Annotated in this window: 7 protein-coding genes and 1 pseudogene; 1 reads left to right on the plus strand and 7 read right to left on the minus strand. The window is 38.1% G+C overall.

What is annotated here, in order from left to right; translation table 11 throughout:
• Positions 1-4 precede the first annotated feature (4 nt).
• The 7 genes and pseudogenes from P20652_RS07405 to P20652_RS07380 form a co-directional block, all read right to left on the minus strand.
• A complete protein-coding gene (locus P20652_RS07405) occupies positions 5-559 on the minus strand; it encodes a DUF1439 domain-containing protein (protein ID WP_008169617.1) in 555 nt (184 codons plus the stop codon).
• Positions 560-658: 99 nt separating this feature from the next.
• Positions 659-3341 (minus strand): annotated as a pseudogene (locus P20652_RS18390) (DUF349 domain-containing protein).
• The gene (locus P20652_RS07400) at positions 3331-3612 is read right to left on the minus strand and encodes a YeaC family protein (RefSeq protein WP_007378333.1); all 282 of its coding nucleotides are present in this window, start codon (positions 3610-3612) and stop codon (positions 3331-3333) included. Before P20652_RS07400 ends, P20652_RS18390 begins: the two are co-directional and overlap by 11 nt.
• Before the next feature lies 1 nt (position 3613).
• Positions 3614-3940, minus strand: a complete 327-nt coding sequence (locus tag P20652_RS07395; RefSeq protein WP_008169620.1) for a hypothetical protein — start codon at positions 3938-3940, stop codon at positions 3614-3616.
• A gap of 139 nt (positions 3941-4079) precedes the next feature.
• Entirely contained in the window at positions 4080-5582 is a 1503-nt protein-coding gene (locus P20652_RS07390; RefSeq protein ID WP_008169622.1) for a sodium:alanine symporter family protein, read from the minus strand.
• A 389-nt stretch (positions 5583-5971) separates the two neighbouring features.
• Positions 5972-7099 carry a M14-type cytosolic carboxypeptidase gene (locus tag P20652_RS07385; protein WP_008169624.1) on the minus strand — a complete coding sequence of 376 codons (1128 nt, stop codon included), beginning with the start codon at positions 7097-7099 and terminating at the stop codon, positions 5972-5974.
• Between the two features lie 183 nt (positions 7100-7282).
• Positions 7283-8725: a glyceraldehyde-3-phosphate dehydrogenase gene (locus tag P20652_RS07380; RefSeq protein WP_008169625.1), complete on the minus strand. Its 1443-nt coding sequence runs from the start codon at positions 8723-8725 to the stop codon at positions 7283-7285.
• Between the two features lie 173 nt (positions 8726-8898).
• Between P20652_RS07380 and P20652_RS07375 the strand changes: the two genes are divergently transcribed.
• Positions 8899-9699 (plus strand): DUF2989 domain-containing protein, encoded by an 801-nt coding sequence (locus tag P20652_RS07375; protein WP_008169626.1) that lies wholly within the window; start codon positions 8899-8901, stop codon positions 9697-9699.
• Positions 9700-9833 lie beyond the last annotated feature (134 nt).

Genomic DNA, 9833 nt, shown 5'->3' on the forward strand with positions numbered 1-9833 from the left:
CTACTTATAAACGAGGTACTAGCTTAATTGCACCTTCAACCACTTTCATATCAAGTGGAAGTTTACTTAAAAGCATCATTTTAGGGTCATCCATATTTAATGTATAAACTGGATTAACCGCTAAAAAAGTATTAATGACTTCCATTGCTTGGCTATCAAGTGCGCCTAAATTACCTTTAAAACCACCGGCATCTACACTCGAATCAAGTAATTTAATATTACGTAAAAATACCGCTTTCTTCTCACTGTCGTAAAATGGGCTACCTTCAATTTGTAGCTTTAAACGCACTGGGTATTTAAGTGCGAATGCATTAATCACAGCACTTGAATCTGCACCAAGCACAACAACATCGCGGTTATCAGGCCCAATATTTACACTTAAGTCGTTTACATCAAACTGAACAGGTAAACCCATTAAGCTTACTTTTTCACTCAACTTTGGTAATTGATTGCCCAGTACAGACTCAACCTCAGCGTTAGTAAATGAATATACTGATATGCCTTGCGTGGTATTACAGGCAGTTAAAAATAATGCTGCAATAATAATTAAAATTCTCATGAGAACCCTTTTGTTTATAAATTAGTGATACATAAAAAAGCCGCAACAAAGCGGCTTCTAAAAATAACAACCAGCATATAACATGCTGGTTTAAATGCATTAAGCTGCAAGTGTCACTTTAAGACGCGTTAGTGTGTCAGATTCAACTGAACCAGCACTGAGCGCTAATAACTGCTTTAAATAGTAGTTTAAATCAGCATGTTCACCACGGTGTTTATCATCGAGCATAGCCACTTGTTCTGCCATTCTAAGTGACTTATCAGCCGAACTTACATTCGTTAATATTTCCATGCGCGTAATAAGCTGCTCGGCGTTTAACGTTGTTTTAAGCGGTGCATGATACTGACTTGGCAACGCTTCATTGTTTTCAAGTGCACTAATGAGTGCATCTAAATTAGCTTGTTCTGATTTGCTTGTAAGCAATGCAAGTTTATCTTCAATCGCTGTTAGTAGCTTAGTAACCTTTGGCGCTAACGATCTAAATTGCATATATCCTTTTACTTTTGTTTCTAGGTCGTGCAACTGCGCTCTCTGATTTACATCACTCAGTGCAGCTTCAAGCTCAGCAAGTTCTACAAATGCTTGTTTATCAGATTCGTTTTGCTCAAGCTTTTGCTGCTCAAATTCGTTACTGCGTTTAGTGAATGTTTCATCGTTAAATTGGCGAAATTTTTGCCATAACGCATTTTCGGCTTTTAAACCTGCAAAACCAATAGTTTGCCACTGTTGCTGCATTTGCTTCAACTCTTGGCAAGCAGCGGCTAAGTCATCACTTTGTGATAACTGCTCTGCTTTTTCTATTAGTTGATTTTTAAGTGCTGCATTACTTTTATGAAACGCATTTAATAAAGACAATACTTGTTGCTGCTCGTTTTTATAACGATCGTTTAGTGTACGGTATGTTTTAGGGTCAACTTTACCCACACTGCGCCACGCTTTGTTTAAACGATTATATTGGCTTTCATATTGCTTCCAATCAAAGTCATCCTCAGCAGTTGGCTGTAAATGAAGTGCATGCATGTCGTTAATAATACTCTCACGCTGTGCTTTAGACGCTTCGCGTTGTACTTCTTGCTCTGCGAAATAGCTACGACAAGGTGCAAATAACAGCTCGATTTGTTCATCAAACTGCACGCCTTGTTGCTTTTCTTCATCTGTATCTAAGCGACCTAACTCGTTCCAACGTTTACGTAGCGCTTTTACTTGCTCTGCGCGTTGTTGTGGATCAGCACACTCTTCGCTTACTAACGCAGTTACTTCTTCTAATAAGGCTTTACGCTTTGGTGCTGCTGCGTATTTTTGCCAATCTTTAGCATCCGCAAGTTGCGCCTCAAGATCTGCTTTTATGTTTACAAGCGGCTGTTGGTATTGCTCGGTGAGTGTATTAAATAACTCTTCAAACCCTTTAAACACCCCAAAGGCAACATTAAAGCGGCCGTCTTCTATTAGGCGTTTTACATCTCGCGCTTTGCGCTTTGCTTGGCTTTGGTTTTTTTCAAGTGGCTTAATTAGCTCATTCATTGGCACTAAAAATTGCTTTTTTTGCGCATTAAGCTGTGCTTTAAATTTACTTTGCAGTACACCATCTAAAATAGTTAAATGATTACGTGCTGCTTTAAATGCATTATTAAACTCAGTTAATATAACATCATGTTGAACTAAATCTTCTGCGGGTTTAATTTCGCATAATGCTGAAAAAGCGAGTTTGTATTCTTTTATAGCCGTTGTTAATTGAGGTAACTTAGCGACTTGAGTAAATAGCTTTTCTAATTTACTAACAGCGAGTTTTGATTGCGTATTATTAGCAAGTTCTGTTTCGTTAATAGCTTGCTTAGCCTGCGCTACTTTTGCATCAAGCCAATCTTGTTGAATTTGCTCTGGAGTTTCAAGGCCAAGCTGTAAGGCATTTTCAATTTCTTCACCCAAAGCTTCAACAGTTGCCAAGGCAAGTAATTGGCGTTGTTGTAGCGCTAATTGTTGTTGCTCTTTATCGTGTAACGCTCTGAGCTGATCAATATGCGCGTTTAACTTAGTGGTAATTGAAGTATATTTTTCACCGAGTAATTTAACCCGCTCATCGCTTAACCATTTAAACTCAAGTACTTGCCACTGGGCCATTAAATCGCTTGCTTGCGAATTCACAACACTAAATTCTGTTTTTTCACGTAAAGCATTTAACTTAGCTAAAATAACACGTGTAACACTTTCTACTTCAAGGGGCATTTCAATTGCTAAACGCTCATTTTCAATATGTGCCTCGAGTGCTGACTTTGCACCGCTTTTTGCATGTTTTAATAATGGCTTAATTAATTGATGGGTGATAACCAGTTCAACTAACTGAGTTTGTAGCTCTTCATTACCTTCTTTAAACGCTTTTTCTACTAGTTTTGCATTTGCTAAACGCTTTAATAACTTAACGCGTACTTGCAGTTCTTTTTCTGCAAACGCTAACTTTTCAAGTGTTTTAACTGATGCAAAACGATCTATGTATTCATTTTTAATTTGCGGTGTTAACGCACTTTCGCTATCTAGAACAGCATTAGATATTTGCAGGTCGGCTATATCTTTTAATGCTTGGTCTTGTTTATATGCTTTCCACCAAAGTGGTAAGTTGTTTACTTTTTGCAGCGCTTTGCGGCGTATTTCGGCTGAACTATCTTCAAGTGCTAACGTGTTTAATATTGTTGCATCACGTTGAATGTCTAATTTTTCGATAGCATCAAGACGTACTTGCTGCTTAGGGTGTTTCCATTTTGGTGTAAAAAGGTAGCTTAAAGATCATGTTCACTAAACCTAGCTATTTCGTTGTCTGATTTAAATTCTTTTTGTAGTTGAGCTTTTGTCTTTTGGATCATTTCTCCATTAGCACCAATCGTAAATTGCTCGTTTGATTGAGCCACTTTTGCTTGATACAACATAACCAACTGCACTGTTTGTTGCTTTTGCTCATCTGATAAAACGGTACCGTCTGGCCATTTGCCAGTCGACGCACCGTATTGCAAGCGTTCAAATAATTCGGGGGTAATATTTTGTACAAGATTGTCGATATTCATGTCATTTTTTCTTTTTTAGAGTCACTAAAACAATACGGTTTATAAGGTACCAAATACAACCTATGCCAATTGCGGCAGTGTAAGCATACCACTGCAGCGTTTTTTCTTGCGGTTGTAAAAAGTACAAACAGAAAAAACCACCTAAAAATAAGATAAGCGCCAAAAAGGAGTGATTTATAAACATCTGCTTTTTTTTAATTCGCTGTTCGCGCTGAAGTTGTAAAACTTGCTCGTCGTTGAGCTCTGCGACGTTACTTTCGCAATGCGGACACTGCTTATGTTTATCTGAAATTGATTTTGCACATTTTGGGCAACGAATAATCGCCATACTTCTCTCCATACTACGCATAAAAAAAGCGCCTTTCGGCGCCTTTATTGTACTTGTTTTATTTCTCGTTGTCTTTTTTGAATTCAAACCAATAACTGATTTAGGGGCGATAATTTTCCAAGATACCCACTAAGTTTAATTACTCGGCGTCTTTCGACTGTTTCTCTAAACGTTTTTCCCAGAACGTGGCGTTTTTAATCCCTAATTTAATTGGGTCAAACATGATTTTTCCGCCTTTTTTCTTCTGTTCTTCATAATCGCTCAGACATAATAAAGCAGGCTTAGCTACGAAGAAAATAGCTAAAATACCCAAAATATTAATCCAGGCCATTAAGCCAACGCCAATATCGCCAATAGTCCAAATATACCCTGAATTATTAACCATGCCGTATGCAACCATAAACATAATCACCAATTTAACAATAACAAGCGGAATAGTGCCTTTAAAGTAACGATTTAGGTAAGCGATATTCGTCTCTGCAATAAAGTAGTAAGCAAGTATTGTCGTAAAAGCAAAAAAGAATAATGCAATGCCTACAAATGCTTCTCCAAAGCTACCAAATACACTAAATAGAGCCATTTGAGTAAAAGCTGCTGATCCCACCTCAGTGGCTGCATCAACATTTTGAACAATAAATTGCCCTGCTGGTAACTCACCCACAATGTTGTATTGCTGCGTTATTAAAATCATTAATGCTGTTGCAGTACACACAAAGATGGTATCAACATAAACAGAAAAAGCTTGTACTAAACCCTGTTGAGCGGGATGATCAACTTCTGCAGCGGCTGCTGCATGAGGTCCAGTACCCTGACCTGCCTCGTTAGAATATATACCGCGTTTAACACCCCAACCAATAGCAGCGCCAAAACCTGCCTGCGCTGTAAACGCATCACTGATAATTAAATAAAATATATCACCCACTTTATCTAAATTTAAAAATACCACGATTAATGCCAGTACTATGTAACCCAACGCCATAAATGGAACTACAACTTGGGTAAAGTTCGCAATACGCTTAATACCGCCGAAGATAATAAATGCTAAAACAATCAGAATGATTGCCAAAGCAACCAACTTAAAGCTACCTACATCACCAAAGCTGGTAGACACCATAGTGCCATTACCAAACACTTGGGTAAACGCATTACCGACTGCATTTGCTTGCACGCCTGGCAGAAAAACACCACACGCTATAATTGCAGAAACAGCAAATAAAACAGCTAACCATTTTTGTCCCAAACAACGGTCAAAATAATACGCTGGGCCACCACGATATTGTCCGTCTTCTTCTGTTTTATAAATTTGACCTAAAGTAGATTCTGCATAGGCAGTGCTTGCGCCTAGAAAAGCAACAACCCACATCCAAAAAATAGCACCCGGACCACCAAAACCAATAGCCGCTGCAACACCTGCAATGTTACCCACACCTACGCGCCCAGACAACGATACTGCAAGGGCTTGAAAAGATGATATACCTTTATCAGACGTGTTAGGGCTAAATAATAACTTACACATTTCTTTAAAATGTCTAACCTGAGCAAATCGGGTTAATACTGAATAGAACAAGCCTGCGCCTAGGCATAAAAAGATGAGTGCATTACTCCACACAACATCATTGACAGCGCTTACAAAAGCTTCCATGGATATCCTCTATAGTTATATTTATTATTTTTTAATTACGAGACTCTGCTTAAGCTACTCAGAATGCACGACATAAGCTTTACGAAATAAGGTGTTAACTTCTTCTGCCCACTCTTATGATTTGATTAATCTTAACTTAAATCACTCAGCTTTGTTAACACTTAATTTTCAAAACATCGGATTATACTCTCTGCTGCAACCGTTCTAATCGGTGAAGTCCAAATGAAACTAGATTGATTCGTATCGATGCAGTCACAATAGGCAGTAGAGCGTTAAAACGATTAAATAACACGGTAAGTATAAAATTGTTATTTTTTGGTACAACCAGTATGCTAAAAATTGCATAAAAAAAGGGCATCAAAACTATTGATACCCTCCAAATAATCGTTTTATCTTAAATTATCAACAACATTAACAATTGCCGCTAACGTATCTTGACCAAATTGATACGAACGACGGTCTGACCAGCCATAGTCTGGATCAGGTAAATCGTTGTTGTCTTTAAATGGCATTTCAATTGTGTACGTTAATGCTTTGAATTCTTCAGCAGTAGCTGATGAGCCTACAGTAAGGTTAGCTTGGCCGGGCTCATCTTTTGGATAGCCATGCTCATCTTGAAACTCTGGAGTAATTGTTAAAAGTGCGGCTTTAAAGCTATCTTCAAGGCCTTTAAGACGAGCATCGTAACTTGGAATACCTTCACTGCCTGCTACAAAGTTATAAGGTATAGCTTCATCACCGTGTATGTCTAAGTGCATATCTAAGCCAACTTCACGCATTTTATTAAGCACTAAGTAAACCTCAGGGCTATTTTCCATGCTTGGTGTTTGCCATTCACGGTTTAAGTTAACGCCTTTAGCATTAGTACGGAGATGTCCGCGTGCGCTGCCATCTGGATTCATATTTGGCACAACGTAAAATACGGCCTTTGATAGAAGCGCTGCTGCATGTGGGTCTTCGTCATCAAGAAGTTTGTGCAGTAGACCTTCTACATACCATTGCGCCATTGTTTCACCTGGGTGTTGACGTGCTGTGATCCAGATGTTTTTCTTATCTTCACTTGGCTCACCAATTTTAAGCACACTCATATCACGACCGTCGAGTGTTTCACCAAGTGTTATTAATTGGCAAGCGCCTTGGCTTTGTGCCCAAGACAGTAAATCTAAATGGCGGTCGTAACTGTATGGTGCAAAGTAAGCAAAATACACACTGCCGCACTCGGGTTCAATTTCAAAGCTTAATGTGCCATTTTCATAGCTTGATGGTACACGAAACCATGTTTGACGGTCATATGATGCAACGGCTTGATACCCTTCCCAACCATCTGGGTAAGCTGATTTATCAAGCTCATTAATATTTAACTTATGCAATTGGTAAGGCGTTGTTTCAAGACGAAAGTGAAACCACTGATAAAATTCAGACTGGTGATCTTTATTAATTTCTAATTGAATATTTAAAGGATCGGTGGCTTCAATAACGTTGATATTACCACTGTCGAAATTGCTGCTGATTTTCATGAAAAAACCTTTAGGTTGAATAAGTTTATCTGCTTATTAATTCACAGAACTGACATTATTTTGTAAATAGTAAAACGAACGTGCATTTTCTTTATTAAAGCCTATCACAAGGCATACGCTTTAAAAATAATACACGACCAAAAAAGCCAGCAACATGCTGGCTTTTAAGTCACTGCAAATAAATTAGCGAGGTAAGCTTGGGAATGACACTTCGGCCATATCGCGCATACAACGAACTACTTGGCAGCTGTAACCAAACTCATTGTCGTACCATACATATAAAACAATACGGTTATCTTCAACAATTGTTGCTTGTGAATCAACAACACCTGCGTAACGGCTACCTACTAAATCGGTAGATACAATTTCCGTTGATGCGGTGTAATCAATTTGATCACGTAAGTCTGAATGAAGTGCTGTATCGCGTAAAAATGCGTTTAGCTCTTCAACTGATGTGCTTGTTGCTAAGTTAAGATTTAAAATAGCTAGCGACACATTAGGTGTAGGTACGCGGATTGCGTTACCTGTTAACTTGCCTTCAAGCTCTGGTAATGCTTTTGAAACCGCTTTTGCAGCCCCTGTTTCAGTAATTACCATGTTAAGTGCTGCGGCACGGCCACGGCGCTCTGCTTTGTGGTAGTTATCAATAAGGTTTTGATCGTTCGTGTACGAGTGTACAGTTTCAACATGGCCATTATTAATACCAAACTTATCGTTTAGTGCTTTAAGCGTTGGTGTAATTGCATTGGTTGTACAGCTTGCTGCACAAACAATTTTATCTTCAGGTAAAATATCTTTGTTATTAACACCATATACGATGTTTTTGATATTACCTTTTGCAGGAGCTGTTAATAATACTTTTGCAGCGCCCTTACACTCTAGATGCTGGCCAAGGCCCGCTTCGTCTTTCCAAATACCGGTGTTATCAACAATTAATGCATTGTCGATACCGTATTGAGTGTAATCAATTTCGCTAGGAGAGTTAGCGTAAATAACCTGAATGTAGCTACCGTTGGCTTTAATTGCGTTACGTTCTTTATCAATAGTGATTGAGCCATTGAATGGACCGTGAATTGAATCACGACGCAGTAAGCTTGCACGCTTTTCAAGATCACCATCTTTACCACCACGCACAACAATAGCGCGCAAACGTAAATCTGAATATGGACCTGATTTTTCAATTAATAAACGCGCTAGTAAACGACCAATACGACCAAAACCATACAATACAACATCGCGTGGTTCTTTCGCTGGTAAGTCAGCTATTTCTGCAAGTTCATCTTTTACAAATTCTTCTACTGAGCGGCCTTTTGCAGCTTCAGTGAACAAATAACTATATGCAAGCTTACCAATATCAATACGTGCAGAGTTTAATTCCATTTTGCTGATAGCTTCTAAAAATGGGAAGCTTTCACGCAAACGTAATTTAGTGCCTTCAAACTGAGCAACGGTTTTGTGAGATTTAATAATATCGATAGTACTGGCATTTACGAGAGGACGGACATATACAGCAATTTCAATACCACGATTACGGTAAAGTTTACCAATGATTGGTTGCATGCTTTCTGCGTAATCTTGGCGCTCTTGCCAACTATTTGTGTATTCTAACTCGTGAGATGAGGTCATTTTATTTACCTAAGTTTATCATTTTGAACGGATAGCCTTTAAAAATGCACTATATTTGAGAGTAATGCACTTCAGGCAGAGCTATTCTAATTTAATCTGAAGTTATTCTCTACTGTTAGGCGTTAAATGATTGCGTTAGAATAACAAGGTAAATATTCATTTGGGGTTAAGGGATGCTTAAAAAAGCAAGTATACTATTGGGTTTGCTAACGTTGGCAGGGTGTGAAGAACCGTTGACACTCGCACAAGTGTGCAAAGAAACACCTGGCCTTTGTAGCGACTTAAACAAAGACAGCCACTGTAAGGATGAGCGTTCTGATGTAATTATTAAACGTTACATAGAATACAAAGACCCTACTGATGAAAATAAATACCAATTACTCAAGGACTTTGAATCCTATAACCAATGTATAACTGTGGCCGCTAAAATTGAACACATTAAGTTAAAAGCTAAAAAAACGTCTCGTATTGACGGTCAATTAACGAGCATTAAAGAAATGACTCGGTTATATCAAGATACCCAAAATACAAACCATCCAGGTTTGCTCTACTACCAATGGTCACGTAATAATAACCAAAGCGCACTAACTAAATTATTGGCTATAGAAAATGAAGAAAGTGTAACGCAAAGTGCCGAAATGCAATTTTTCTTAGCATCGTACTATATTAAGTTCGACGATGAAAAAACCATTGATTTACTTTATAAAACTTTAGAGCTCAATAAAAAAGACAACGTACCGAATCCTGAAGTGTATACATCACTTATTAGTCTTTTTTATAAACATGATAAGTTTAAGCACGCATATATATTTTCTAAAGTAGCGCAAATGTCTGGGATTGAGAATATTGATGTGTTCGAAATTGAGCAGCAGTTAATCACAAATGGTAAAAGCTTAGACAGCCTAGATGTACTTGCAGAGCAAACATTTCAGCAAATAATGACAGGTAATTTTGTATCTCCTCGAGAGTTTTAATTTATAATCGCAAAAATAACCTAATACCAATCTGCTTATGTATGGGTCTATTTAACGTTAAGGAAATTACGCTAGAACTAGGCAAAAATTTTTGTATCTAGTTGTTCTAAATAAGAAATTCTTAACGACGTTAT

The organism is Pseudoalteromonas sp. BSi20652 (genome assembly GCF_000239855.1).
Lineage (GTDB): Bacteria > Pseudomonadota > Gammaproteobacteria > Enterobacterales > Alteromonadaceae > Pseudoalteromonas.